Here is a 25,525-nt window from a genome sequence, read left to right on the forward strand (position 1 = left end):
GAAGCAGGAGGACATCATGCCCGGATTCAAGGAAATTCGCACCAAGATCAAGAGCGTCGAGAACACCCGCAAGATCACCAAGGCGATGGAAATGGTGGCGGTGTCGAAGATGCGCAAGGCGCAGGAGCGGATGCGCGCCTCGCGGCCCTATGCCGAGCGGGTGCGCAACATCGCCGGCCACCTGGCCGAAGCGAATCCCGACTACGTCCACCCGTTCATGGTGCGTCACGAAAGCTTGCGCCGCGCCGGCCTGGTCGTGATCTCCACCGACAAGGGCCTGTGCGGCGGCATGAACACCAACGTGCTGCGCCTGGTGACGAACCGGATGCGCGATTACGCGCGTGCCGGCGTCGCGGTCGACGTAGTCGCGGTCGGGGGCAAGGGCGCCGGCTTCCTGAACCGCTTCGGCGCCCACGTCGTCTCCCAGGTGGTCGCGCTGGGCGACACGCCGCACCTGGAGTCGCTGATCGGCCCGGTCAAGGTGCTGACCGACGCCTACCTGGCGGACGAGCTGGACGAAATCCGCATCTGCTACACGCGCTTCGTCAACACCATGGCCCAGGAGCCGGTCGAGGAACTCCTGATCCCGATGGGCAGCGAGACCCTGCGCGCCGACCGCGGCGCGCTGCTGCTCGACTACCTCTGCGAGCCGGACGCCCAGACCGTGATCGACGAACTGGTCGCGAACTACGTCGAGGCGCTGATCTACCGCGCGGTGGCCGAGAACATGGCGTCCGAACAGTCGGCGCGGCGGATGGCGATGAAGGCCGCCACCGACAACGCCGGCAACGTGATCGGCGAGCTGACCCTGCTGTACAACAAGTCGCGCCAGGCCTCGATCACCCAGGAGATCACCGAGATCGTTTCCGGGGCCGCTGCTGTCTGACATCGCGGGCGGTCCCATTTCCGCAGACTCGCCAGGAGAACGCCATGGCAGAACCGAAGACGCTGCAGGTCGACGTCGTATCCCCCGAGGAAGAGATCTTTTCCGGCGTGGCCGAGTTCGTCGCGCTGCCCGGCGAGATGGGCGAGCTCGGGATATTCCCCCTGCATACGCCGCTGCTGACCCGGATTCGGCCGGGGGCGGTGCGCATCAAGCTCGCCGGGCGCGACGAGGAAGAGCTGGTGTTCGTCGCCGGCGGCATCGTCGACGTCCACCCCGACGGGGTGACCGTGCTGGCCGACACCGCGATCCGCGGGCGCGACCTCGACGAGGCGCGCGCCAACGAAGCCAGGAAGCGGGCCCAGGAAATGCTGGACAACAGCACCGCCGAATTCGACCATGCGAAGGCCCAGTCCGAGCTGGCCGTCGCGATCGCCCAGCTGCATGCGCTGGCCCGCCTGCGCGAACGGCGCTAGGAGAATCATTATGATCAGTATCGTCGGGGTATACGACAAGTTCGCGCCCGCCCAGAGCGCGAAAAACGAATTGCTGGTGGCGGGGTTCACGTGGCGGCAGGTGCAGCTCACGCCCGACCACGAGGTCCAGCCCAGGCAGCGCAGCGACAACCGCCAGGCCGACGACCAGTCGATGAGCGCCACCATGGGCAACCTGTTGCGCGGCCTGTTCGGGGTCAACGACCGCGCCGCGCACAGCGACCTGTACGGCGCGCCGGTGCGGCACGGCGACTATGTCCTGATCGCCGATACCGACACCGACCAGCAGCGCGCCAGCGCGGAGGACATCATGCGCCGCTACCAGCCGGTCGACCTGAGCCTGCGCGAGACCTGAGCGTCGCGGCCCGGCGGCGCTGCCAGCTGGCCGCGGTCACGCTACGACCAAAGTCCAATACCTGCACGGTCCCGTTGGGATTAACTTGGTGCCAACCTTGGCCGCACCGGCGCGGTCCCCGCACCCGCGCTCGCCGTAGCCCGTGCGGCGACCCCGGTGGCCCGAAACGATGCGTGAAGGAGCCATCCATGAATCGTCGTCCGTTCCCGCCGCCGGCCGCCCTGGCCATCTGCGTCGCGCTGGCCGGCTGCTCGCGGGAGCAGCAGGCGCCGCCCACGCCGCCGCTGGAGGTGACCGCCGTCAGCGTGACGCCGCGCGACACCCCGGTCCAGTTCGAATTCGTGGCCCAGACCCAGAGTTCGCGCGAGGTCGAGATCCGCGCCCGGGTCGACGGCTTCCTCGACAAGCGGCTATACACCGAAGGTGACATGGTGCGGGCCGGGCAGCCGCTGTTCCAGATGGACCGCAAGCCCTTCGAGGCGACCCTGCAGTCGGCCGAAGGCCAGCTCGAGCAGCAGCGCGCCAAACTGGCAGTGGCCGAAGCGAACTTGCGCCGGGTGCGGCCGCTGGCGGCGCGCAATGCCGTCAGCAAGAAGGAGCTGGACGACGCGATCGGATTCGAACGTTCGTCGCGGGCGGCGGTGCTGGCGGCGGAAGGGGAAGTGCGCACGGCGCGCCTGAACCTGGGCTACACCACTATCGCCTCGCCGCTGCAGGGCCTGTCGAGCTTCGCCAAGAAGCAGGAGGGCAGCTACCTCACGTCCGGCGACCAGGGCTTGCTCACCACGGTATCCCAGGTCGATCCGATCTGGGTCAACTTCAGCATTTCCGAGAACGAGCTGCTCAGCTACCGCGACCAGATCGCCAAGGGTCGCCTGAAATTTCCACAAGGCAATAAGTTCGAGGTCGAGGTCATCCTGGCCGACGGCTCGGTGTTTCCGAAACGCGGGCGGATCAACTTCGCCGAGCCTTCGTTCAATTCGGAAACCGGCACCTTCCTGGTGCGCACCGAACTGCCCAATCCGAACGGACAGTTGCGCCCCGGGCAGTTCGTGCGCGCGCGGGTGTTCGGTGCGAGCCGGCCGGGCGCGATCGAGTTGCCGCAGCGCGCGGTGCAGCAGGGCGCGAAGGGGCATTACGTGTGGGTGATCGGCAATGACGGCAAGGCCAGGCAGCGCGTCGTGGAGGTCGGCGACTGGATCGGCGACGACTGGTTCATCAGCGACGGCCTGAAGGCGGGCGAACGGGTGGTGGTCGACGGCGCCGGCCGGGTCACGCCCACCGCGCCGCTACGCGTGGCCCAGCGCGCCCCGCAGCCGAAACTGGCCCAGGCCACGCAAGACACCGTGCCGCCTCCCGGCGCCGCGGGGCGCCAGGAGGCCCGGCCATGAACGTCTCGCGCTTCTGCATCGACCACCCGATCTTCGCGTCGGTGATCTCGATCGTGATCACGCTCGCCGGCGCGGTGGCGATGTTCAAGTCGCCGGTGGCGCAATACCCCGACATCACGCCGCCGCAGATCACGGTCAGCGCCACCTATCCCGGCGCCGACGCCAACGTGGTGGCCAACAACGTGGCCGCGCCGATCGAGCAGCAGGTCAACGGCGCCGACAACATGATCTACATGAACTCGTCGAGCTCGTCGACCGGCAACCTGACCCTGAACGTGTTCTTCGAGATCGGCACCGACCCCAACCTGGCCCAGGTCGACGTCCAGAACCGCGTCAACCTGGCGCTGCCGCAACTGCCGTCGGCGGTGTCCGCGCAAGGCGTGCAGGTGCAGAAGAAGTCGTCGGCCTTCATGATGGTGATCGCGGTGTACTCGCCGGGCGAGCGCTACGACCCGGTGTACGTCGCGAACTACACCAACATCTATATCCTGGACGCGCTCAAGCGAATCCCCGGCGCCAACCAGACCAGCATCTTCGGCACGCCCGACTACGCGATGCGGATCTGGCTCAAGCCCGACCGCATGGCCCAGCTGGGTGTGACCGCGAGCGAGGTCCAGCAGGCGGTGGCGGCACAGAACCAGCAGTACGCGGTGGGCCGCCTCGGGCAGTCGCCGACCGGGAAGCCGGTCGAGCAGTCGTTTCCGGTCACCACCTCGGGCCGCATGACCGAAGCTTCCGAATTCGACAACATCATCATCCGCGCCGCCAGCGGCGGCGCCGCCATCGTGCGCCTGAAGGACATCGGCCACGCCGCGCTGGGCCAGAAGGACTACTCGATCCGCGGCACCTACCAGGGCCGGCCCGCGACCATGCTGGCGGTCTACCAGCAGCCGGGCGCGAACGCGCTCGACGTCGCCAGGCAGGTGAAGGAGACGCTGGCGACGATGCAGAAGGAATTCCCGGAAGGCCTGGAATACAAGATCGTGATGGACACCACCAACTTCACGCGCGCGTCGATCACCGACGTCGTGCATACCTTCTTCGAGGCGGTGGCGCTGGTGGTGCTGGTGGTCTACCTGTTCCTGCAGAGCCTGCGCGCGACCCTGATCCCGGTGCTGGCGGTGCCGGTGTCGATCGTCGGCACCTTCATCGGCATGCAGGCGCTCGGGTTCTCGATCAACATGCTGACCCTGTTCGGCATGGTGCTGGCGATCGGCATCGTGGTCGACGACGCGATCGTGGTCATCGAGAACGTCGAGCGCAACATGACGGTGCACCACCTGCCGCCCAAGGAGGCGGCCAAGCGCGCCATGGACGAGGTGTCGGGGCCGGTGATCGCGATCGTGCTGGTGCTGTGCGCGGTGTTCGTGCCGGTGGCCTTCCTCGGCGGGATCACCGGCCAGCTGTACAAGCAGTTCGCGATCACCATCGCGATCTCGGTGGTGATCTCGGGGATCGTCGCGCTGACCCTGTCGCCGGCGCTGGCGGCGCTATTGCTGAAACCCGCCCACGGCAAGAAGAACCGTTTCTTCCGCTGGTTCGAGCGCAGCTTCGAGCGCATGACGGCCGGCTACACGCGCGGCGTGGCCCTGGCGATCAAGCGCGCCGGGGTTGCGTTGCTGCTGTTCGGGGGCATGATCGCGCTGTCGGTCGGCATGCTGAGCCGGGTACCGGGCGCCTTCCTGCCGCCCGAGGACCAGGGCTACCTGCTGGGCGCCGTGATCATGCCCGATTCGGCCAGCCTGGACCGCACGAGCGAGGTCGGCAAGCGCGTGACCGAGCATTTCGTCAAGCACCCGGCGGTCGAAGGGGTGGCCGTGATCGACGGCTACAGCCTGCTGGACAACCAGACCAAGAACAACGCCGGCACCTTCTTCGTCGGCTTCAAGGACTTCGACGAGCGCTATACCTCGGCCAACATCCGCACCCAGAATGCGCGCGCGGTGCTGCAGGACGCCGCCGCCAAGCTGGGCGACGACCCGCGTGCGCTGGTGTTGCCGGTCAATCCGCCCTCGATCCCGGGCCTGGGCACGACCGGCGGCCTCGAGGTCTGGATCCAGAGCAAGGGCGACAAGAACACCCAGCAGCTGGGCGCGGCGGTGGCCGACTACCTGGCGCAGCTGAAGAAGGCGCCCGAGATCGGGCGCGCCACGGCCACCTTCAACGCCAGCTCGCAGCAGCTGCTGGTCGACGTCGACCGCGACAAGGCCGAAACGCTCGGGGTGCCGGTGGAGGAAGTGTATGGCACGCTGCAAACCATGTTCGGCTCGCTCTACGTCTCGCAGTTCATCAAGTCGAGCCGGCTGTGGCAGGTGATCTTGCAGGCCGAGCCGAACTACCGCCTGAAGCCGGAAGACCTGGAGCGCCTGTACGTACGCAGCCGCGACAATGCCATGGTGCCGCTGTCGGCGGTGGTGACCAACCGTTACGTCACCGGACCCGACCTGATGACGCGCTTTAACAACTTCCCGGCGGTGAAGGTGACCGCGACCGCGGCGCCGGGCTACAGCTCGGGCCAGACCATCGCGGCACTCGAGCGCGTCGGCGCCCAGGCGCTGCCGTCGGACTTCGGCCTGGCCTGGAGCGGCGAAGCCTTCGAGGAGAAGAAGGCCGGCAGCACTTCGGCCTCGGTGTTCGCCTTCGGCCTGGTGATGGTGTTCCTGATCCTGGCGGCGCAGTACGAAAAATGGTCGCTGCCCTTCGGCGTGCTGCTGGCCGTGCCTTTCGCCCTGTTCGGCGCGGTGCTGGCGGTGGTGCTGCGCGGCCTGTCGAACGACATCTACTTCCAGATCGGCCTGACCATGCTGGTCGCGCTGGCGGCCAAGAACGCGATCCTGATCTTCGAGTTCGCCGTGCTCAACCGCGAGAACGGGGCCTCGTACTACGACGCGGCCATCACCGCCGCCCGCGAACGCCTGCGCCCGATCGTCATGACCTCGGTCGCCTTCATCCTCGGCTGCGTGCCGCTGGCGATCGCGACCGGCGCCTCGGCCAACAGCCGGATCTCGATCGGCACCGGCGTGATCGGCGGGATGCTGGCGGCCACCGTGATCGCCGTGTTCTGGATTCCGATGTTTTACTACGTGATCGAGACGATGGTGGAGCGCTTCGGCCGCCGCAAGGCGAAAGGGCAGCCAACGCCCGAGACCGGGCCGCAACTGCCGGCCAGCGGGGCCAGCGCCGGCCACGTGCCACGTTCGCGGCCACCGGGGGAGTGACATGATGCGTGAGATGAAACGGCTCCACAGCCTGCTGCTGGGCGCCGGCCTGCTGGCCGGTTGCACCGTCGGCCCCGACTACCAGCGCCCCGCGGTCGACACGCCGCAGTCGTTCCGCTTCCAGGGCAACGAAGCGCCCGCGCTGGCGAACAGCCTCTGGTGGGAGCAGTTCGGCGATCCCACCCTGAACGACCTGATCGCCGTCGCCCTGCGCGAAAACCAGGACGTGAAGATCGCCGCCAGCCGCATCGAACTCTTCCTCGGCCAGTACGCGAGCACGCGCGCGCTGGCCTTGCCCCAGGTGGGTGCGAACCTCGGTGGACGCCGCCAGCGCCAGCCCGAGGGCGAGATCGGCCAGGCGGTCGAGCCCATCCTCGAACAATACGAGGGTACGCTGTCGGTGAGCTGGGAGCTAGACCTGTTCGGCAGGCGCCGGCGCGAGACCGAGGCCGCGCGCGCCCAGGTGCTGTCGAGCGAGGAAGGGCGGCGCGCCACCGTGCTGACCCTGGTGTCGTCGGTGGCGCAGACCTACATCGACCTGCGCGAACTGGAGCGCCAGCTGCAGATCGCGCGCGACACGGCCAGCAGCCGGGAACGTTCCTACCTGTTGTTCAAGGACAGGTTCGAGGGCGGCACGGTATCGGAGCTGGAACTCGCCCAGACCCAGTCCCTGTTCGAGGCCTCGCTGGTCGAGATCCCGCGCCTGGAGGCGCTGATCGGCCAGCAGGAAAACGCGCTGTCGGTGCTGTTGGGACGCAATCCGGGACCGATCCGCGCCGGTCAGCCGCTGCAGGCGCTGGCGTTGCCGGTGGTGCCGTCCGGGCTGCCGTCCGAACTGCTGGAGCGCCGGCCCGACCTGCGCCAGGCCGAGCAGGACCTGATCGCCGCCAACGCCCTGATCGGCGCGGCGCGCGCGCAGTATTTTCCGACCATTTCGCTGACCGGGCTGTTCGGCTACATCAGCAAGGATTTTTCCAACCTGTTCTCCGGGCCGAGCAAGGTCTGGTCCTACGGGCTGGCGGCGTCGGCGCCGATCTTTACCGGCGGCGGCATTGCCGGCCAGGTCCAGCAGGCCGAGGCCCAGCAGCAGGAGGCGCTGGCGCGCTACCGGAAAGCGATCCAGGTGGCGTTCCAGGAAGTGTCGGACGCCCTGATCTCCCACACCAAGTCGCGCGAGCAGCTCGGCTTCCAGGACCGCCAGGTGGGTACGCTGCGCAACTACCTGGAGCTGGCGCGGCTGCGCTACGACGAGGGCTACACCAGCTACATCGAAGTGCTCGACGCCGAGCGCACCCTGTTCGAGGCCGAGGTGGCCTATGCCCAGACCCAGTCGCAGGTGTATGTATCGCTGGTAAACCTGTACAAGGCGATGGGGGGCGGCTGGGTCCTCGAGGCCGAACGCATGGCGACGCCGATGGCGGCGCGCTAGCGCTGGCCGCGACAGGGAAGCGCCAGGCAGGCGCCGCGGAGGATGAGCACATGAAAGCGAAGCGATTGTTGGCCTGCGTGCTGTCCGCGCAGTTGTCAGTGCTGGCAGGCCTGCCGGCGCAGGCCCAGGCCCAGGCACCGGCGCAGGACCCGGGCTGGCCGCGCGAACTCACGGTGGAGCGCGCCCGGCTGGTGTACTACGAGCCCCAGGTCGACGCCTGGAAGAATTTCCGCGAGCTCGATTTCCGGCTCGCCTTCGAGCTGACCCCGGCGGACGGCAAGCCAGCGGTCGGCATCGCCAAGATCCACGCCCGCACCGACGTCGACGTCGATACGCGCAACGCCGTGATCCGCAACCTGGACGTGGTCGAGACCCGCTTTCCCGCCGCCCAGCCGGAGGAACAGAAGCGGCTCGACGCGCTGTTCCGGCGCTTCGTGGCGAGCCGCGGCGATATTCCGATCGCGCTCGACCGGCTGGTGGCGCTCGCCGACAAGCCGCAGGCGGCACCGAAGGGCGTGGCGGTGCGTAACGACCCGCCCGCGATCTTCGTGGCCTACCAGCCGGCGGTCCTGCTGCAGACCGACGGCAAGCCGGTCACCGCCCGGACCGCGAAGGGCGACGTCGAATTCATCGTGAACGCCAACTGGCCGGTGCTGCGTCCGCCCGGCGACGGCAGCTACTACCTGTTCGACGATGTGCTGTGGCTGAGCGCCGCGCGGCTGGAGGGCCCCTGGCAACCGGCCGGCCAGCTGCCCGGGGCGCTGACCCAGGCGCTGGACGATCCGCAATGGGCCGACCTCAAGAAGGTATCCAGCAAGGCGCCGGCCAAGCCGAAGGTGGTGCCGGCCGTGTTCTTCAGCAGCGTGCCGGCCGAGGTCATCGTCTTCGACGGCAAGCCGACCTATGCACCGATTCCCGACACCGAACTGGTCTACGCGAAGAACACCGACGCCGACCTGTTCGTCCACACACGAACCAACACCTATTACTTCCTGGCTGCCGGACGCTGGTTCCGTGCCGCCAGCCTGGACGGGCCGTGGCGCTTCGCCTCAGCTGACCTGCCGCCGGATTTCGCCCGCATTCCGCTCGACAGCCCGGCCTCGCGCGTGCTGGTGTCGGTGCCCGGCAGCGAAGCCGCCAAGGACGCGGTGCTGCTGGCCCAGGTGCCGACCCGCGTCACGCTCGACCCGAAGCAGGCCGCCGCGCTGGTCGACGTGCGCTACGACGGCCCGCCCGAGTTCAAGCCGATCGAGGGCACCACGCTCTCGTACGCAGCCAATTCGCCGGACCGGGTGATCAAGGTGAACAACCAGTACTACCTGTGCGAGAACGGCGCCTGGTTCTACTCGAGCGCACCGACCGGGCCCTGGACCACGGCGCCCTCGGTGCCGAGCGAGATCTATACCATTCCGCCCAGCTCGCCGGTGTACAACGTCACCTACGTGACCCAGACCACGTCCCCCAGCGGCTACGTCGACGCCAGCTATACGGCGGGCTACTTCGGCACCTTCGTGCTGGGCCTGGCGGCCGGGGCCATCATCGCCGACGGCTCCGGCTACTGGTATCCACCGTACTACCATTATCCCGCCTACGGCTACCCGGTGTACCGCCCCTATGCCGCCACCTATGGCGTGGGCTCCTTCTACAATCCCTATACCGGGGCCTACGGCGCTTCGCGTGGCGTCTACGGTCCCTACGGCGGCATCACCGGCAGCGCCAGCTACAACCCCTATACCGGCACCTATGCCCGCGCCGGCTCGGCCTACGGACCCTATGGCAGCCGGGCCTCGGCCGCCGCCTACAATCCCTATACCGGTGCATCGGCGCGCGCCGGCGCGGTCTCCGGACCCGGCGGCAGCGCCGCCTGGGCCGGGGCGCGCAACCCGGCCACCGGCGCGGCGGCCGCGACGCGCCAGGCCAGCAGCGTCTACGGCTCCTGGGGCAGCTCGGTGGTACAGCGCGGCGGCACCACCACGGCGACGCGCCATGCCAGCACGGCGAGCGGCCGGGTCGGCGCCGCGCGCTCCTCCACTGGCGCGGCGGCCGTCGCCGGCCAGGGCGCGCGCGGGAGCGGCGGCGTGGCCCGCACCGCGAGCGGCGACCTGTACGCGGGCCGCGACGGCAACGTCTACCGCCGCAGCGAAGGCAGCTGGCAGCGCTACGAGAACGGCAGCTGGAGCAATACCGCGGCCCAGCCGCGCACGGAGGCGCGTACCCAGTCACGCGAAGCGGCCGGACGCGATCCGGTGGAATGGGCTTCGGCGGGGCGCGACGCGGCGGCACGCGATTCGGTGGGAAGGGATTCGGTGGGAAGGGATTCTGTGGGGCGGAGTTCGGCGGGCCGCGAATCGTTCGGCGATCGCGGCGGCGCCCAATCGCGCTCGTTCGAACGGTCCGGGAACCAGGGCGCATCGCTGCAGCAGAACCTGAACCGCGAGTGGCAGGGGCGGGAGCGCGGCGCGGCCCAGACCCAGCGCTATTCGAACTTCCGCAGCAGCGGCTTCAGCAGCCGCAGCAGCGGTGGCTTCCGGGGCGGCGGTATGCGCGGCGGGGGCTTTCGCGGCGGACGGGGGCGCTAGCGGCGCATGCCGTCCGGCAGACTCGCGCGGCGCAGTCGACCACTCAGTTGACCGTATAGCCTCGTCCGCTCATGCAGGCGGCGTAGGCACGATGATAGCCGTCCAGCTGCTGCGCCTGCGCCTGCTGGACGGACTCGTTGCGCGCGGCCTGGTTCTGGCGCGCACGGTGGCCGCCGGCCATGGTGCCCGCGACCGCGCCAATGCCCGCGCCCTGGCCGCTATCGCCGGCGATCGCGCCGATCGCGGCGCCGCCCAGTGCCCCGCGGGCGGCGCCGCGCAGGCGTTCCCCGCCGCCGATGGCCGGACCGCTTTCCCGTGGCGGCGGGCTGGAAGCCAGGGCCGCCGGATCGACCCCGGTCTTGTCCCTGGCCCAGGCCTGGCATTCGCCTTCGTCCCGGTCCTGCCTGGCCTCGCTCTGGCCCTCGGCCGGGTAGGCCACCGGGCGCTGGGCGGCAGCGCCCAGGGACAGGGCCGCCAGCAGCACGCCGGCGGCGGCGTATCGGATCGTTCGCATCGCTGGCTCCTCCGTCATCGGCGCTGTCCATCCGCCGCGGCCGGCGGCGGCGACACGCCGCGCAGCTGGTCGAGCCGTGCGCGGACGTTCCTGGCCCAGTAGTCGGTGATGGGTTGCAGCGACTCCCAGGTGATTTGCTCGCCCTGCGCCAGGCGTTGGTCGCCCTTGCGCGTCGCGGTGGCGGCGACCAGCCGCTTGCCGGCCGGATCCAGCACTTCGACCTCGGCCTGCATCTGCGCCACGCGCGGTCCGGCGCCGGCGGCTTCGCGCCCGACGTTGTAGAGCGCCTTGATCGGGACATAGTCCATGGCGCCGGCCTCGGGCTTCGCGGGCTGGATGCCGGTGATCGCGGTGCGCACCCGCAGCACGTCCGGTCCCGGGGCCATGACCAGCTGGTAGCCCGGCGCCAGTTCGCGCTGCAGCGACTGGTAGAACTGGCCGGCGAGCCGCTGCAGGACTTCCGGCGGCAGTTGCGCCTGGTCCGGCCCGGGCGTTACCAGCACTTGCACCGGATCGAACATCAGCTTGGTGTAGGGCCGCAGGTTGGCCCCCTGGTCGACGTAGAGCATGACGCCCTCGCGGTCGGGGGCCGGCTTCAACTGCGAATAGTCGCCCAGGAACCCGGCCTGGGGAGCCGGGGGCGGCGATAACGCGCACCCGGACAGCAACGCGGCCGTGACGAGCAGTGCGCCTGACGTGAATTTCATGATCGGCTCCTCGGCGGTATCTTCTTTCGCCATCCGCTTTCCGGGAATGCATGACCGGTACTCTGGGCCGGTATGGGCTTGCCTGCCATTGTCCTTTCGTCCCACAGGCGGATCGCCGCCCGGACAGATTTGATATGGCTCAGCAGGATCGGAGACCGAATCGTGCGCTGCCCGGGCGGCCAGTACAGTAGCGCTGTCCACTCCGAACCGACCCCAAGACACCGATGCCGCCACTTCGACGCCTGTTCGCGCTGCTGCTTGTCCTGACCATCGCGGGCGCCGCGGCCGGCACTGCGGGCGCGCAGCCGGCCGCTGCCCGCCCCGCTGCGTCTTCGGTGTCGCCGCCGCCACCCGGCCAGCGGCCCTGCATCGGCCTCGTGCTGGGCGGCGGCGGCGCCCGCGGCACCGCTCACATCGGCGTGCTCGAGGTGCTCGAGCGCCTGCGCATTCCCGTCGATTGCGTGGCCGGCACCAGCATGGGCGCGCTGGTGGCCGGGGCCTGGGCCAGCGGCGTCAGTCCCGGGCTGATGCGCACCCGGCTCGCGGCGGTCGACTGGCGCGACCTGTTCGAGGACAATCCCTCGCACGCCGAGACGAATTACCGCGAGCGCCGGCTCGCCCAAAGCTACTACCCCGGCCTGGAGCTGGGCGTCACCAACGACGGCATACGGGCGGCGCACGGCGTGGTCGGCGGCCAGAAGATCAAGCTGTTTTTCAACACCCTGGTCGGCGCCGACCGTGGCGAACGCAGGATCGAAAACCTGGCCTTGCCGGTCGCCATCGTCGCCACCGACATCGGCACCGGCGACAAGGTCGTGTTTCGCAGCGGCGAACTGTCGACCGCGATGCGCGCCAGCATGTCGGTGCCGGCCTTGCTGTCGCCGGTGCCCTATCAGGGCCGCAGCCTGGTCGATGGCGGCCTGGTCGACAACCTGCCGATCGACGAGGTGATGGCGATCTGCCAGCCGCAGGTCGTGATCGCGGTCGACGTCGGGTCCCCGCTCGCGAAACCGGAAGACGTGACCACCGTGGGGGCGATCACCGGCCAGACCATCGGCGTCCTGACCGAGCAGAACGCCGAACGGTCGCGCGCCATGCTCAAGCCTGGCGACGTATATATCCGGCCGGCGCTGCCGGACATCACGGCGGCCGATTTCAACAAGTTCCGCGCCGGCGCCGAGAGCGGCCGCCAGGCCGCCGAGGCCCAGGCGTCGGCCCTGGCCCGTTACTCACTGCCGCCGGCGCAGTACGAGGCCTGGGCGAACCGGTTCAGGACCCCGCCGGCGCCGCTGCCGCGGGTGGATGAGGTGCAGGTGACCGGCCTGAAGCGGATCAACCCGCAGTTCGTGCTGCGCCACATCCGGGTGCGGCCCGGCGACCAGTTCGATCCGGTCCGGCTCGAGCGCGACCTGGCGCGCGTCTACGGCGACGGCGATGTCGAAAACGTCGACTACAACCTGGTCGGCGACAACGGCCGCACCATCCTGCGCATCGTCGTCACCGAAAAGACCTGGGGCCCGGATTACCTGCGCTCGGGCGTCTTCGTCGAGGCCACCGACAAGGAAACCGAATTCGGCCTGGGCGCCACCTACCACCGGAAATGGGTCAATGCGCTCGGCGCCGAGTGGCTGACCGGCTTCCAGCTCGGGGAACGGTCGACCCTGTACACGGAGTTCTACCAGCCGCTGGAAGCGCGGCAACGCTGGTTCGTCGAGCCGGCCATCGGCATCAGCCGCGACCGCCTGAACATCTACGAGGACAACGAAAGGATCGCGGAGTACCTGATCCGCCAGCAACGCGCTTTCTTCAACCTCGGCGCCAACATCGGCGTGCTCGGCGCCCTGCGCGTGGGCTACCTCTACCGCAAGCTCGACGCATCGGTCGAGACCGGCGCGCCCCGGCTGCCGACCGGCGAGAATACGCGCAAGGGCTGGCAGGCGATCCTCGAGTTCGACCAGTTCAACCGGGCGTTCTTCCCGAGCAGCGGCTGGTATGCCCGGCTGGCCTACTACGACGCCCAGGACGAGGATTACAGCCGGCTCAGTGCCGACCTGCGGCTGGCGCGGTCCTGGGATCCCTATGTCGTGAACGCGCGGTTCGGCTACCTCGGCTCGCCCCGGGGCCGGCTGCCGCTGGCCGATGCGGGCGGGCTGGGCGGATTCCTGTCGCTGTCCGGCTATGTGCGCGACCAGATCCTGGCCGGCGACATCCGCTTCGCCAGCGTCCGCGGCGAACGGGTCATCGGGCGCATGCCGCTCGGACTGAGCGGCGACCTGCGGATCGGCGTCTCGCTCGAGGAGGGCAGGGCGCGCGACCGCCTGACCGAGACCCGCCTGGAAGGCTGGCAACAGGCGGCGGCGCTCTACCTGGGCGGCGAAACGCCTTTCGGCCCGCTGTATCTCGGTTACGGCTACGCGAAGGGTGGGCGTAACTGCCTCTACCTGTTCCTGGGCTTGCCGTAAGGGCCGGCGCGGCGCCGCACACCGCACAGCGCGTGCCCCGCGCTAGCGCCCGGCCGACCTGGTCGCGCGCGCCACCTCCTGCGCCAGCGTATTGCCGATCGCACTGGTGGCGCTGTGGCGGACGAGGATGTCGACCGGCGTCACCTCTCGTCCATAGAAGCCCCGGTTGGCCTTGTCGTCGACCGAGACCACGCTGCCGCTCAGGTTCAGGCCGCCGTACAAGCCCTTGGTCCGGACATACACCACCATGTCGGCGGTGACCGGCGCGCCGGTTCCGGCCCCGACCGGACCGGCGGCCACGCTCACTTCGCCGCCCAGCTTGAAGTCGGTGGACAGGAAGGAGTTCAGGGCCTTGTCGGTCATCACCAGCGCGACCATCTCCGCCGCTTCGGCGCCGGCCTGCAGGCCGATGCTGCCGGTGCCGAGCTTGTAGAAGGCGGGCCCGGTCCAGCCGGGACTGCCCGCGCTGCGGGCGTGGAGAACGGCCTTGCCGCCGGAGCCGCCGACAATGAAGCCGGCTTGCAGGATTTGCGGACTGATCAGGACAGCCTTGGCGCGCGGCAGGTTGTCGTGCAGCCAAGTCATGTCCGGGTCCTGGGCAAAACGCTTGAGCGTGGCCTGCGCGTTTTCGGCAGTGGCGCGGCTATCGTCGAGCGTGCCGGTGGACGCGCAGCCGCCGAGCAGGAATGCCAGGCAGATGGCGAAACGGCCGGCCTGGACGGGCTTTATTTCCAACATGATGACCTCCGAACCAGGAAATTGATCGAGGCCCGAGGCGATGGACATCTCCCCCGGCCAAGGTGTCCAGTCTATGGAACTTGAACGCCGCTCCCCATTGGCCTTTAGGGCATCATGTGGCGTCAAGATAGTGCGGACGATCTGCACAGTCTTTGTGGAGCCTCAAGTCGTCCCGATTCCCCGTCTAGTCCTGCGCAAGCCGTCCTAGAATAAGTCGATGGCGATGGCGGTTTGGGTGCAGTCTTCATGCGCGGACCTGGCATGGTGCCCAACGCCTCGGATTGCGAAGGCGGCGGCGACCGCCCGGGCTTGCGCAGGAGGCGTAGGGGAGGAAAACATGGCCCTCGGTTCGATTCCGGCTAGGGCGCGGCTGCGTTGGGTGAGCCTGCGCATGTCGCACCCGCTGCCACGCCGTCGCGGGCCGGTGGCGGCACCGGGCCGTGTGCGGTGCAAAGCCGACGGCAAGCCGGCCGGGCGCAATCACGGTCGCCATGCCGTCGTCCAGGACGCGGGCGTCGATCGCCGCCGCGAACGCGAATTGCGTATTCAACGTGAACAATTGATACACCTGACGCGCGTCGGCCTGCTGGGCGAACTAAGCGCCGCGTTGGTGCATGAACTGAACCTGCCCCTGGCGGCGATCCTGGCCAATGCCCAGGCCGGTCGGCGCCGCTTGAAAGGTCCGGCTGCCCGCCATGCGGGACTGGGCGAGATCCTGGACGACATCGTCGAGGCGAGCCAGCGGGCGATCGGCGTCATCCGGCGCACGCGTGCGCTGTTCCTGCGGCGCGAGACCCAGCGCCAGGCACTGGACCTGAATGCGGTGGTGCACGACGCCGTGGCCCTGGCGCGCTCGAGCCTGGCCGAGCACGGTGTGCGGCTCGCGCTCGCGCTCGATCCGCGCGGGGTGCCGTTGCGCGGCGACCCGGTCCAGCTGCAACAGGTGTTGCTGAACCTGTTTCTCAACGCTTGCGACGCGATGAGCGCGAACCCGCCCGGCATGCGCCGGCTTGTCGTCGCGACCGTTGCCGATCCCGGGCGGGAAGCACGCCTGACGGTAACGGACAACGGCGCCGGCATCGCATCGAGCCTGCTGGATCGCATTTTCGATTCCTTTTTCACGACCAAGCCGCAAGGTCTCGGCGTCGGCCTTTCGGTTTCGCGCGAGATCGTAGCGGCCCACGGCGGGCGCATCGACGCCATCAACCGGACCGAGGGCGGTGCGGAGTTTCGCATCACGCTGCCGATGCCAAAGGAGAAGCATCATGAGTGAGCAAGCCGTGGTTTACCTGATCGACGACGAGCCCTGCCTGCTGCGCGCCTTGCAGCGGCTGGTGCAGGGCGATGGACACGTGGCCCTGGCCTTCCACTCGGCCGAGGATTTCCTCCGTGTCCACGATCCGTCGCGGCCCGGCTGCGTGGTGAGCGACCTGTGCCTGCCCGGCCTGGACGGCTTGTCGCTCCAGCAAGCGCTGTTCGCGCATGGCGGCGCGCGCGCCGTCATCCTGATGACGGCCTATGGCGACATTGCCACCGGCGTGCACGCGATCAAGGCCGGCGCCGTCGATTTCCTGGTCAAGCCCTTCGACGACAATGCTTTCCTGGCGGCGGTGCGCAGCGCCATCGCCAAGGACCGGCACGATCGCGCGGTGCTGCGCGAGCTGCAGAGCGTTCGTGGAAGGCTGGCCTCGCTGACGCCGCGCGAGCACGAGGTCCTGGAGCACGTGGTGACCGGCCGCCTCAACAAGCAGATCGCGGCCGATCTCGGCATCACCGAAAAGACCATCAAGGTGCACCGGGCCCGGGCGATGGAAAAGATGGGCGTGCGCACGCTGGCCGAACTGGTGCGCAAGACGCTCGAGGTCGAATTGGGGACGGTGATAGACGGCAAGCGAGCCGACCGCTTCGAAGGGCAGGTACTCTGAGCCCGCAGGCCGGCGGCAGGATGGCGTCAGGATGGCGACTGCCCGGCGGGCGCAGGACCCGCCGGGCGGGGCGGGTTAAAAAATATACGAGGCGGCGATGCCGATTGTCCACTGGTTCTTGTTGCCCTGCCGGTCGACGATCGGGCTGTCCTTGGCGTCGCCCACCAGGGCCTCGTAGCGGCCGGCGACCGTGAGCAGCCATTCCGGCGACACCTGGCTGCTCAGCCCGAACGGGATCTTGATCGAGGTGAGGCCGCTATCCGGGCGGTAGTCGAAGCCGCCCCGCTCCGGGAACAGGTTCAGGTCCCTGCCGCGCACCCCGAAATAGCGCTCGTTGAAATCCTTGCTGGCCCAGAACAGCCCGAAGCCGACATGCCCGATCAGTGGCATGCCCATCATCCCCTGCTCGAAGGGATAGATATAGGTGGCGCGCACGTTGCCGGTCGCGCCGTTGTACACGCCGTTAGTGTTGCCGACCACGTCGGCGTAGAAGATCACCTTGTGGAAGGGACGCGAGTCGACCGGCATGTGGTAGGAGGCAAAGACGCCCATCTCCGTGGCCGAGGCCACCGGGTCCATCTGCTTCACGATGTCGTTGTCGACATCGTCGTCGCGGCGGGAGCGGAAGCGGATCAGCGGACCCGCCCGGAAGTCCTCGCGGTCGACCAGGTTCACCAGTGCTTCCGGCCCCAGGATCTGGCCGTACAGCTTGGTGCCCTTGAACTGGTAGCGCAGGATCGGCGCGGCGACGCCCTCGTTCTTGTCGGAACCGTAGAAGTCCGGGACGCTGAAGACGCCGAGGCCGATCAGGTCCGCTTCCTGCGGCAGCTGGATCGGTATCACGTCCTGGGCCCCGGCACAGGACGATGCCAGTAGGGCGGCTGCTGCAAGGCCTCGACCACACAATGTAAGTTTCCTCATGATTTACCCCGTATCGAAGAACATCGAAGGATGTGACACCCGTTCCCGGCATCGGCAACCAAGTGCTGCGAACGCTGGTTTGATTGAGGAGGCATGGCATGGTTCGCCGATCGCCGGCCCTGTGTTGATCAAGGCGGTCGTTCAACAACAAAATGGCGAGGATGTGGTGTGGATCGGACGCTTTTAGCGTGCAATCGGTGCTGGCGCTGGATGACCCTGCGTGTGAGCGCGCGATGGGATGGCGGATGGGCCGGCAAGCGGACAAGCACTTGCCGCCTTGCGTGGAGCGGCGCATGGCGGGCGCCGGCAGCCCGAGCCTGGGCGCCCGGTGCCGGTCCGCGCCGCCGCCAGCGGCCAGCGGCCAGCGGCCAGGGTGTGGCCGCCTGCGCGAGCGGTTTACTTCGCCCTGCGCGACGACCAGTGCACGTGCACGATGGTCCAGCGATCGCCCTGTTTTTCGAGAACGGCGGTTTCGGTGCCCAGCGTGTGCACCGCCTTGCCGCGCCAGGTGCCGCTGGTCTCGGTTTCTTCCCACACCACGGCGGTGTTGCCTTCGATCCGCTCGGACTGCTTCAACACCGTGCGCTTCGCCTCCTTGACGAACTCCATGTCGGCGCCCAGGTGGAAGCCCGCATACTCGTCGCGCGAGCGCTCGACGTTGCCGGCCTCGTAGATGGCAATTTCCGGCGCCAGGAAGGCAAGCGCCTTTTCGCGGTCGCCGCTGGCGAGCGCCTGGTGAAAGGCCGCGACGGTGTCTTTCGGCGAGGCCGCCAGGCTGCTTCCGTGCAGGCCGAACATGGCGCCGCCGAGCAGGCATGCGGCCACTGACTTCTTGAACATGATTTCTCCTTGGTATATTTGTTGTCGAGGAAGCCATCGGCGGCAGGGCCTTCGGACAAGCCACTGCGGCGATCGCCGCGGCCGGGACCGGGCAAGGACGGGGCGGCCGCGCGCCTGGGCGGACCGCTCCCGGCGCGCGCTTGCTGTCCTGGTTGCAACACCGAGCTTAGCAGGGACGGCGCAACAAGGAAACGGTCCACGGCGCCGGGACGCTTACCGCGCCCGCTTGCTGCGTCATTTCCTGCGTCATTTACTGCGTCATTGACTGCGCCTTTTCCATCTGCACGATGGCTACGGCGCCGTTGTCGCGGTCGGCGGCGAACCTGACCTTGTCTCCCACGTTCACCTGATCGAGCATCGCCGCGTCCTTGACGCGAAACACCATGGTCATGGCGGCCATGTTGAGGTTCCTGATCTCGCCGTGACGCAGGGTGATCTTCCCGGTCTCCTTGTCGATCTTCTTCACTTCGCCATCGGTCAGGGCGGGTGCGGTTTCCGACGCATGGCCGGCGTGCCCGGCATGTGCGTCGTAGGCGCCGTGGCCGGCATGGCCGGCATGCGTGCCTTCCTGGGCAAGGGCGAACGGGGTTGCGGCGGCCATCGCAATGGCCAGGGTCAGCGTCGACAGTGTCTTCATTATTGTTCCTCTCTTCGGGTTGGGCGCTTCGGTTGTCGTGCTCGAAATTCGTGGTCGGGCCGCCGGCGTGCGCCGGCGGCACGTTCCAGGGATATTTGCCTGGTGTCAGTGGTGACCCTGGTGGCCGCGCGGTTTGCGGACGGTGACTTCGATTTCCGCCGCTTGTGCCGCGGGCACGGCGTGGCCGCCAGCGTCCGGGCTGCGCACGGCGGCGGGCGCTTCGCCTTTCCACTCGTACGCCACGCTGCCGGCCGGGTGCCGGTACCAGCCCGGGTCGCGGTAGTCGCCCCGCTTCTGGTCCTTGCGCACTTTCAGCAGGGTGAACATGCCGCCCATCTCGATGCCGCCGACGGGGCCCTGGCCGGTCATCATGGGCAGCGTGTTGTCGGGCAGCGGCATTTCCATGTGGCCCATCGAACCGCCTTTCTCGCCCATCACCATGTAGTCCGGAACCAGTTTCGCGATCTTCTCGGCCACGCCGCGGTGGTCGACGCCGATCAGGGTCGGCACGTCGTGCCCCATCGCATTCATCGTGTGGTGCGACTTGTGGCAGTGGAAGGCCCAGTCGCCGGGCTCGCTTGCCACGAATTCGATGGCGCGCATCTGGCCCACCGCGATGTCGGTGGTCACTTCAGGCCAGCGCGACTCGGGCCGGGTCCAGCCGCCGTCGGTGCCGGTCACTTCGAATTCGTGGCCGTGCAGGTGGATCGGGTGATTCGTCATCGTCAGGTTGCCGGCCCGGATGCGCACGCGGTCGCCCTGGCGCACGTTCATCGAGTCGATGCCGGGGAAGACGCGGCTGTTGAAGGTCCAGAGGTTAAAGTCGAGCATCTCGTTGACGCGCGGCGTGTAGCTGCCCGGCTCGATGTCGTAGGCGTTCAGCAGGAAGACGAAATCGCGGTCGACCGCGTGCTGGGCCGGATTCTTCGGGTGCGTGACCCAGAAACCCATCATCCCCATCGCCATCTGCACCATTTCGTCGGCGTGCGGGTGGTACATGAAGGTGCCGGGGCGGCGCGCGACGAATTCGTAGACGAAGGTCTTGCCGGGCGCGATGCCCGGCTGGGTCAGGCCGGTGACGCCGTCCATGCCGTTGGGCAGGCGCTGGCCATGCCAGTGGATGCTGGTGTGCTCGGGCAGGCGGTTGGTCACGAAAATGCGCACCTGGTCGCCCTCGACCACTTCGATCGTGGGACCGGGGCTCTGGCCGTTGTAGCCCCACAAATTCGCCTTCATGCCGGGCGCGATCTCGCGCACCACCGGCTCGGCGATCAGGTGGAATTCCTTGACCCCGTCCTTCATGCGCCAGGGCAGGGACCAGCCGTTCAGGGTGACGACCGGATTGTAGGGACGGCCATTCGGCGGAGGTGGCGGCGGCTGGGTGGCGGCGCTTTGCATGATGGGCGCTTCGGGCAGGGTGGCCGCGCCGGCGCGGCTGACCAGCCCGGCGCCGACCAGGGCGGCGGCGCCAGTGAAGAAATCTCGACGAGAACTCATTACGTTTTTCCTTGATCAGTGTTCGGCGGCGGCTTCGCCCGTGGCGGCCGCGGCCAGGCCGAGCGTGGTGCCGCCAGGGCCGGCACCGGTGATGGCGGCCTGCAGCTCGGTGTCGGCAATCCAGTAGTCGCGCTGCGCTTCGATGGCGGCGTTCACGCCGTTGATCTGCGATCGCGCATCGGCCAGCAGCTCGAAGACGCTCATCAGCATGCCGTTGTAGCGCAGCAGGGTCTCCTCCGAGATCTTTTTGCGTAGCGGAATGACCTTGTCCCGGTAATGCCTGGCCAGGTCGTAACTGGTGCGATAGGCCGACCAGGCTTCGCGCACCTGGGAACGCGCGGCGATGGCGGTGTCGGCGGTACGGTGCACGGACTGCATGTAGAGCGCTTCGGCCTTCGCCACGCGCGCCCCGCCCCAGTCGAACAGCGGCAGCGCCAGCTCGATCTCGTACCCGTTCTCGCGCGGCGAGCCGGTCTTGCTCGAGTTGACGTAGCCGGCGTCGAGCACGTTGACGAAGCCGGTCGCTTTCGACAGGCCGAGCGCGCGCGCGGTCGCTTGCGTATTCAGTGTTGCCAGCTGCACGTCGAGCCGTTGGCGCATCGCCAGCGACTCGATGCCGGCGCCCTCGCGCGGCGCGCCCGGCAAGTCGGGCAGGCGCTCGGGCAGCCCGATGTCGGCGGCGGCGCCCCACAGGCCCAGCAGGCGGATGAGGCGCTCGCGCGCCGCCGTGGCGTTGTGGCGGGCCCGGGCCAGCTGGGCGGTCGCTTCGGCGGAAAATACCTGTTCGCGCGCCTGGTCGAGCGCGCTCAGGTTGCCGACCCTGGCCATGCGCGCGGCCAGCTCGGCGCTGGCTTGCGCCGCCTCGCGCACCTGCTCCGCATAGCCTGCGGACTGCACGGCCGCCACGGCGTTGAAATAGGCCTTGCGGGTGTCGGCGGCAAGGCGCACGGCCTCGGTCGCGGCAACCAGCTTGGCGCCCTCGAAGCGGCGCGCTTCGATGTCGCGCCGCAGGGGGATGGTCAGCAGGCCGACGAGGTCGAACATGACGCTGCGTTCGATCTCGGTTTCGCCGCCTCCCGACATGCGGCTGAAGCCGAGCGACGGGTTGGCCATGCGGCCCGCCTGCACCAGGTCGGCTTCGGCCACGCCCAGGTCCAGCAGCGCGGCGTGCAGGCCGCGGTTGTTGAGCAAGGCCACGCGTACGGCGCTGTCGGCCGACAGGGGTTGCCGCAGGAGTTCGTCCAGTTCGGCCTGGACCGCCGGCGCGGGGGCCGTCGCGCGCTGCAGGCGCACCTGTTGGCCGACGCGCTCGCCCGTCATGACGGAGACGGCGTCCAGGCCGCCGTCGCCCGAAAAGCCCGCACAGCCCGCCAGGGCGAGGACGGCGGAGCCGATCGCGCCCCGGCGCAGGGCCGGCAGCAAATGGTTTGTTTTCATTCTTCGGCCTCGCTTCAGCGATGCGGGTGCTGCTGTGCCGACGCGGGTGCCGGCGTGGCCGGCTGCGGTACAGCCTTCTTGTCTGTCGGTGCGGGGGCATGCTGGCCGGCATGACCAACATGGTCGTTCTGGCCGCCGACGGCAGCGTTCGCCGCGCGCCACGATTTGTCCGGCGCGCCGCCATCCTTGGCAAGCAGCGTATAGCCGGCCAGTGCCGATGCGTACACGGGTGCGGGCACGGCAACGGCGGGATCGGCCGGATCGGCGGGAGCGGCGGGAGCGGCAGCAACGGCAGGTGCAGCGACAGCGGCCACGCGCTGTCCCGGCTGGGCCTGTACGCCAGGCCCGGCGGCGAGCAGGGCGCCAATGGCCACCCAATGCTTGAATCTCATGGTCTATCCTCGAAATCGGTTACAGGTGCGCAGGCGCGCACCGAAGCACGGGACGGACGCCGGCAGCAGTCAGCCGCGGGCGCGCCGGCCCAATCGATCAGGCGGATTTATTGCCGGGGAGGTCGTTGCAGACCGTCGGGGATGAAGCCGGCGACCAGGTCGGCGGGCGGAACGCGCACCGCCTCGGAGCCGTCGAGGAAAGGCAGGGAGAGAGAGAAGGACGGCGGCGCCACCGCGCCGGCACAGAATGCCGAGCAGGCGCTGCAGGACGAATGGGACAGCTTCCCGACCTTGGCCTGGGAGGCCTCGTCCAGGCCGCCGGTGTCGCTGGCGCCGGCATCGGGATGCACCGCGCTGCCGTGGTGGCCGGCATGGGCATCGTGACGGGCATGGCTGTCGGTGGAAGATGCGGGCGCGGCGGAGGCCGCATGTGCGCCGTGCGGGCCGTGTGCGCCCGGCTGTCCGCCGGCCTGCTGCGGAACCGGCGCGCAGGACATGTTGATGGAAACAGCCGCCGCGTGCAGCGGCAGTGCGGCCATCAGGAGCCAGATCAGCAATGTCGTGAGCAGACGGTTCATAGATCAACTCAGTATAGCACGGCAGTTTTCGTGTAGTAACAATTTTATATTTGACCGAAGTCAAGCCGCAATCGGGGCGGGGCCGGGATACTCGCCTTCCGCTCCGGCGGCCGTCAAGCCGACCGGCCTGGACGCCCAATGGGGGCGCGCCGGGAGCAAAACTTGTCCATCGGTTAAACTAGCAGACCCGATAGTACTCTGGACGGGCCGCGCCCCAGGTCTTGCGATAACATTGCCTGGCACCGCCAGCCCGAGGTACTTCTGGATAGCCATATCATTTAAGGAAGCAACATGAGCAGTAACACCAAGCGCGACGACAACGACGATACCCAACTGCGCGCTGACGCGCTCGAATACCACCGCAGCCCGGTGCGCGGCAAGATCGAAGTGGTCGCGACCAAACCCCTGTCGAACCAGCGCGACCTGTCGCTGGCCTACTCGCCGGGCGTCGCCTACGCCTGCGAGGAAATCGCAGCCGACCCGGCAACCGCCGCCGACTACACCTCGCGCGCCAACCTGGTGGCCGTGATCACCAACGGCACCGCCGTGCTCGGCCTGGGCAATATCGGCCCGCTGGCCTCGAAGCCGGTGATGGAAGGGAAAGGCTGCCTGTTCAAGAAATTCGCCGGGGTCGACGTGTTCGACCTGGAACTGGCGGAAAACGACCCGGACAAGCTGGTCGAGGCCATCGCCATGCTCGAGCCCACGGTCGGCGGCATCAACCTCGAGGACATCAAGGCGCCCGAGTGCTTCTACATCGAGAAGAAGCTGCGCGAGCGCATGAACATCCCGGTCTTCCACGACGACCAGCACGGCACCGCGATCATCTCCAGCGCCGCCCTGATCAACGCCCTGAAAGTCGTCGGCAAGGATATCGGTGCAATCAAGCTGGCCGCTTCCGGCGCCGGCGCCGCGGCGATCGCCTGCCTCGACATGATGGTGAGCCTGGGCGTGAAGCAGGAAAACATCTTCGTGACCGACTCGAAGGGCGTGATCTGGCAGGGCCGCGAGGCCAACATGGAAGCCAACAAGGCGCGCTATGCGCAGGATACGTCTGCCCGCACCCTGGCCGACATCGTGAACGGCGCCGACGTCTTCCTCGGCTGCTCGACCGCCGGCGTGCTCAGCGGCGAAATGGTCAAGACCATGGCCGAGCGTCCCGTGATCCTTGCCCTGGCCAATCCGGAACCGGAAATCCGTCCGGAGGTGGCCAAGGCCGCGCGTCCGGACTGCATCGTCGCCACCGGCCGTTCGGACTACCCGAACCAGGTCAACAACGTGCTGTGCTTCCCCTACATCTTCCGCGGCGCCCTGGACTGCGGCGCGACCCGCATCACCGACGAGATGAAGCTGGCCTGCGTGGGCGCGATCGCGCGCCTGGCCGAGGCCGAGGCCAACGACACCGTGGCCGAAGCCTATGCCGGCCAGGACCTGACGTTCGGTCCGGAATACATCATCCCGAAACCCTTCGATCCGCGCCTGATGGCGGCGATCGCGCCGGCCGTCGCCGAAGCTGCAGCAAGCTCGGGCGTCGCCACGCGTCCGATCACGGACATGGACGCCTACCGTGCGCGCCTGGGCGAAATGATCTATCACACCGGCTTCTTCATGAAACCGGTGTTCGCCAAGGCCAAGGCCAATCTGCGCCGCGTCGCCTACGCCGAAGGCACCGACGGGCGCGTGCTGCGCGCGGTGCAGACCGTGGTCGACGAAGGCCTGGCCAAGCCGGTGCTGATCGGCAGCGCGGCAGCCGTGGAGCAGGCAGTGAAGCAGTCCGGCCTGCGCCTGAAGCGCGACGTCGACTACGTCCTGGCCGAGCCGGACGGCAGCGGCGACGCCACCCTGCAAGGCACGCGCCTGCTGCAGTCGGGCGACGTCGACGCGCTCATCTGCGGCATGCAGGGCAGCTACGACAGCCACCTGGTCCACGTGCGCGACGTGATCGGCACCGCCCCCGGCGCCGGCGCGCTGGCGGCGATGAATGCGCTGGTGCTGGACAAGCTGACCCTGTTCATCACCGACACCTACGTCAACGACAACCCGACGGCCCAGGAACTGGCCGACATCACGCGCCTGGCCGCGACCGAACTGCGCCACTTCGGCCTGGAACCGAAGGCTGCGCTGCTGTCGCATTCGATCTTCGGCTCGTCCGAGCGTCCGTCGGCGCGCAAGATGCGCGAAGCGCGCGAGCTGCTGGCTGCAAGCGCGCCGGAGCTGGCCCTGATCGGCGAAGTGCACGGCGACGCCGCGCTGTCCGAGGAGATCCGCCGTCTCTACCAGCCGGACGGCGTGACTGGCTTCGCCGGCAGCGCCAACCTGCTGGTGATGCCATCGCTGGACGCCGCGAACATCCTGTTCAACGTGCTCAAGGTGGCGGCAGGCAAGGGCGTGACCGTCGGCCCCATCCTGCTGGGCGCGGCCAAGCCCGTGCACATCCTCAGCCCGAGCGCGACCGTACGCCGCATCGTCAACATGACGGCGCTGGCCGTCGCCGGCGTGCGCTGACGCGAACAACGCACGCCGGTCAT

The 25,525-nt window shown here is 68.5% G+C and carries 21 protein-coding genes; 11 read left to right on the top strand and 10 right to left on the bottom strand.

What is annotated here, in order from left to right; all coding sequences use genetic code 11:
• Nucleotides 1-16: 16 nt before the first annotated feature.
• From atpG to ACFOPH_RS05870, 7 genes are all read left to right on the top strand, one after another.
• On the top strand, nt 17-886 hold the full coding sequence (atpG, locus tag ACFOPH_RS05840) for a F0F1 ATP synthase subunit gamma (RefSeq protein WP_379734115.1): 870 nt from the start codon (nt 17-19) through the stop codon (nt 884-886).
• Nucleotides 887-930: 44 nt separating this feature from the next.
• Nucleotides 931-1,359, top strand: a complete 429-nt coding sequence (locus ACFOPH_RS05845) for a F0F1 ATP synthase subunit epsilon (protein WP_312552145.1) — start codon at nt 931-933, stop codon at nt 1,357-1,359.
• A gap of 10 nt (nt 1,360-1,369) precedes the next feature.
• Nucleotides 1,370-1,732, top strand: coding sequence for a hypothetical protein (locus ACFOPH_RS05850; protein WP_312552143.1), 363 nt, complete (start codon nt 1,370-1,372; stop codon nt 1,730-1,732).
• Nucleotides 1,733-1,920: 188 nt separating this feature from the next.
• Nucleotides 1,921-3,123, top strand: a complete 1,203-nt coding sequence (locus ACFOPH_RS05855) for an efflux RND transporter periplasmic adaptor subunit (protein WP_379734117.1) — start codon at nt 1,921-1,923, stop codon at nt 3,121-3,123.
• Nucleotides 3,120-6,341 (top strand): efflux RND transporter permease subunit, encoded by a 3,222-nt coding sequence (locus ACFOPH_RS05860; RefSeq protein ID WP_379734119.1) that lies wholly within the window; start codon nt 3,120-3,122, stop codon nt 6,339-6,341. Before ACFOPH_RS05855 ends, ACFOPH_RS05860 begins: the two co-directional genes overlap by 4 nt.
• A gap of 13 nt (nt 6,342-6,354) precedes the next feature.
• On the top strand, nt 6,355-7,770 hold the full coding sequence (locus ACFOPH_RS05865) for an efflux transporter outer membrane subunit (protein ID WP_379734121.1): 1,416 nt from the start codon (nt 6,355-6,357) through the stop codon (nt 7,768-7,770).
• A 50-nt stretch (nt 7,771-7,820) separates the two neighbouring features.
• Nucleotides 7,821-10,349 carry a hypothetical protein gene (locus ACFOPH_RS05870; protein WP_379734123.1) on the top strand — a complete coding sequence of 843 codons (2,529 nt, stop codon included), beginning with the start codon at nt 7,821-7,823 and terminating at the stop codon, nt 10,347-10,349.
• 43 nt (nt 10,350-10,392) lie between these two features.
• Here the strand turns inward: ACFOPH_RS05870 and ACFOPH_RS05875 are convergent, their stop codons facing one another.
• A complete protein-coding gene (locus ACFOPH_RS05875; RefSeq protein WP_379734125.1) occupies nt 10,393-10,863 on the bottom strand; it encodes a hypothetical protein in 471 nt (156 codons plus the stop codon).
• A gap of 14 nt (nt 10,864-10,877) precedes the next feature.
• A complete protein-coding gene (locus tag ACFOPH_RS05880; protein ID WP_312551112.1) occupies nt 10,878-11,570 on the bottom strand; it encodes a DUF3313 domain-containing protein in 693 nt (230 codons plus the stop codon).
• A 224-nt stretch (nt 11,571-11,794) separates the two neighbouring features.
• On the opposite strand from ACFOPH_RS05880, the gene ACFOPH_RS05885 reads away from it, so the two are divergent.
• Nucleotides 11,795-14,032, top strand: coding sequence for a patatin-like phospholipase family protein (locus tag ACFOPH_RS05885; protein WP_379734127.1), 2,238 nt, complete (start codon nt 11,795-11,797; stop codon nt 14,030-14,032).
• Between the two features lie 42 nt (nt 14,033-14,074).
• Here ACFOPH_RS05885 and ACFOPH_RS05890 read toward each other — a convergent pair whose 3' ends face one another.
• Nucleotides 14,075-14,770, bottom strand: a complete 696-nt coding sequence (locus tag ACFOPH_RS05890; RefSeq protein WP_379734129.1) for a lipid-binding SYLF domain-containing protein — start codon at nt 14,768-14,770, stop codon at nt 14,075-14,077.
• Nucleotides 14,771-15,107: 337 nt separating this feature from the next.
• On the opposite strand from ACFOPH_RS05890, the gene ACFOPH_RS05895 reads away from it, so the two are divergent.
• Both ACFOPH_RS05895 and ACFOPH_RS05900 read left to right on the top strand, forming a co-directional pair.
• On the top strand, nt 15,108-16,043 hold the full coding sequence (locus ACFOPH_RS05895) for a sensor histidine kinase (RefSeq protein ID WP_379734131.1): 936 nt from the start codon (nt 15,108-15,110) through the stop codon (nt 16,041-16,043).
• Entirely contained in the window at nt 16,036-16,695 is a 660-nt protein-coding gene (locus ACFOPH_RS05900) for a response regulator transcription factor (RefSeq protein ID WP_312551117.1), read from the top strand. The genes ACFOPH_RS05895 and ACFOPH_RS05900 overlap by 8 nt, the downstream gene beginning before the upstream one ends.
• 75 nt (nt 16,696-16,770) lie before the next feature.
• Here the strand turns inward: ACFOPH_RS05900 and ACFOPH_RS05905 are convergent, their stop codons facing one another.
• The 7 genes from ACFOPH_RS05905 to ACFOPH_RS05935 form a co-directional block, all read right to left on the bottom strand.
• Nucleotides 16,771-17,538: a MipA/OmpV family protein gene (locus ACFOPH_RS05905; protein ID WP_379734133.1), complete on the bottom strand. Its 768-nt coding sequence runs from the start codon at nt 17,536-17,538 to the stop codon at nt 16,771-16,773.
• A 474-nt stretch (nt 17,539-18,012) separates the two neighbouring features.
• On the bottom strand, nt 18,013-18,456 hold the full coding sequence (locus ACFOPH_RS05910) for a YybH family protein (RefSeq protein WP_312551121.1): 444 nt from the start codon (nt 18,454-18,456) through the stop codon (nt 18,013-18,015).
• Between the two features lie 250 nt (nt 18,457-18,706).
• Nucleotides 18,707-19,093, bottom strand: coding sequence for a copper-binding protein (locus tag ACFOPH_RS05915; protein WP_379734135.1), 387 nt, complete (start codon nt 19,091-19,093; stop codon nt 18,707-18,709).
• 105 nt (nt 19,094-19,198) lie between these two features.
• Entirely contained in the window at nt 19,199-20,590 is a 1,392-nt protein-coding gene (locus ACFOPH_RS05920) for a multicopper oxidase family protein (RefSeq protein ID WP_379734137.1), read from the bottom strand.
• A 15-nt stretch (nt 20,591-20,605) separates the two neighbouring features.
• Nucleotides 20,606-22,027, bottom strand: a complete 1,422-nt coding sequence (locus tag ACFOPH_RS05925; protein ID WP_379734138.1) for a TolC family protein — start codon at nt 22,025-22,027, stop codon at nt 20,606-20,608.
• A gap of 14 nt (nt 22,028-22,041) precedes the next feature.
• The gene (locus ACFOPH_RS05930; RefSeq protein WP_312551126.1) at nt 22,042-22,419 is read right to left on the bottom strand and encodes a hypothetical protein; all 378 of its coding nucleotides are present in this window, start codon (nt 22,417-22,419) and stop codon (nt 22,042-22,044) included.
• 107 nt (nt 22,420-22,526) lie between these two features.
• Complete coding sequence (locus ACFOPH_RS05935; RefSeq protein ID WP_312551128.1) at nt 22,527-22,997, bottom strand: hypothetical protein; 471 nt, start codon at nt 22,995-22,997, stop codon at nt 22,527-22,529.
• 291 nt (nt 22,998-23,288) lie between these two features.
• On the opposite strand from ACFOPH_RS05935, the gene ACFOPH_RS05940 reads away from it, so the two are divergent.
• Complete coding sequence (locus ACFOPH_RS05940) at nt 23,289-25,502, top strand: NADP-dependent malic enzyme (RefSeq protein ID WP_379734140.1); 2,214 nt, start codon at nt 23,289-23,291, stop codon at nt 25,500-25,502.
• The last annotated feature ends 23 nt before the right edge of the window (nt 25,503-25,525 follow it).

The sequence above is a fragment of the Massilia haematophila genome (assembly GCF_042647645.1).
Lineage (GTDB): Bacteria > Pseudomonadota > Gammaproteobacteria > Burkholderiales > Burkholderiaceae_D > Telluria > Telluria haematophila.